This window comes from Microcoleus sp. PH2017_24_DOB_U_A (genome assembly GCF_020738205.1).
Taxonomy (GTDB): Bacteria; Cyanobacteriota; Cyanobacteriia; order Cyanobacteriales; family Microcoleaceae; genus Microcoleus.
Genome location: NZ_JAEQCT010000206.1, coordinates 1 through 1,559 on the forward strand (window position 1 = coordinate 1; position 1,559 = coordinate 1,559).

Here is a 1,559-nt window from a genome sequence, read left to right on the forward strand (position 1 = left end):
CGTTGAGCTTTTTGGTAGAACTTAATTCATACCGTCAATCAGCCACGCCGCGCTCTTTCATATACCAAGCCAAAGAGCGCTGAAGCGCAACTACATACCGTAAATGTTATAGTCGAATGGGCCAGAGAGCCAGTTCGCCAGAATGCTGCGATCGCCTCAAGCAACCTTGCGCTTGATTTTGCGTTTCGCCGCACCCATACCTAAAAAGCTCAATCCTACTAAAGTACCGAACCATGTAGAAGGTTCGGGTACGGCCTCAAATTCTCCTTTAATGGCGATCGCATCATTAGCGCACTCAGCAAACAAATTAGCAACATAACTGCCAGAAGGCATAGCAGATTTATCGAAACTGAATCCGATGGTTTGAGAACCTACTGCATTAAACTGCGAGAAATCAAGACCCATGGCGCTCAAAGTTGCTGAAGTTAAAGCAGAGATTTCTCCTACTTTTGTACCCGAAGCAATTGAATTGAGAACGGTATTTTCTCCTGTTTGTTGAAAATACGGGTCTGTAGCAGCTAAATCACCGATTGACGAGGTTCCACCTCCCGATCGAACATGAGTATTGTATCCGGTTAGATTAGAAAATCCATCGTTCGCTTGAGTAAAGCTTTTCGCTGTAACATTGCTATAAATGCCTGTTGTCGCTACACCTGAGTCATTGCCGTCGGCAAAGCGAATGCCAAATAAGCTGCGATTTGCATTAGCTGTGTTGAAGTTTTGACCGGAAAAATTGAAAAACAAATCGCCGTAGTTGATGTTGCCTCGGAGAACGTTGCTGCGTGCATATCCAGCTAAACTGAGATTGGAGTTGATGGCGATGAAAGCCGTGTCTGATGTTTCTTTGATGGCGATGCCGTAAAATTCAAACTCGCCGCCGCCGACTCTACCATCTGTCACGCCGTCGTTGAAGGAGTCGATCGCATAATTCCAGCCGTTAGATAGCGTTGCTGCTGTAGCCTTTGGTTGCTGTAATCCAATAATTGCAAGGAAGACAGCCACCGAGTAAGTCCAGCGAAAGCTGTTTTTTGTAATGGGATTCATAAAAAACTTCCTGATGAATGTGTGTTAAATTATCAATTTTGTCGATCGACTATTTTGATTTTCAGTAAATCACACATTCCAGTATATTTTATTAAAGTTTTGGTGAAGATTTTGTCAGTAATTACGTAATATCACTGAGATTAGTCAAAAAAACTAACCAATACCCGTAACTAAAGAATCAACTCTCGCCACAACCAGCACAGCAGAGCCCAGGGACTTTAAACCTTATTTTTCGGTGAGAGGCGATGGCTAACGTCTCGGCTGTCGCCTACGCAGGTTTTAACAACAGTCAAGCAAATTCCTGCCATATATCACATTGCGTTAACAGCAGGCATCGCGCGTTCCTTCTAACTCGGGCGGTAGTTTCTGCAATTGAAGCGCTGCATAAATCGATCGAATTTTTCCCGACTGCTTCATAAAACTTACCCAAACTTAACTAAAGCCATCTTTAGCTACAATGAAAGAGTTCACTTCCTGCGCTATTGAGTGGTCGGCCATCCCAAGGTAAGCAAGCT

General features: G+C 43.9%; 1 protein-coding gene. It reads right to left on the minus strand.

Annotation, left to right across the window (positions count from 1 at the left end; translation table 11 throughout):
- Positions 1-156: 156 nt before the first annotated feature.
- Positions 157-1,044 carry a PEP-CTERM sorting domain-containing protein gene (locus JGK07_RS33025; protein ID WP_293199407.1) on the minus strand — a complete coding sequence of 296 codons (888 nt, stop codon included), beginning with the start codon at positions 1,042-1,044 and terminating at the stop codon, positions 157-159.
- Positions 1,045-1,559: the final 515 nt, after the last annotated feature.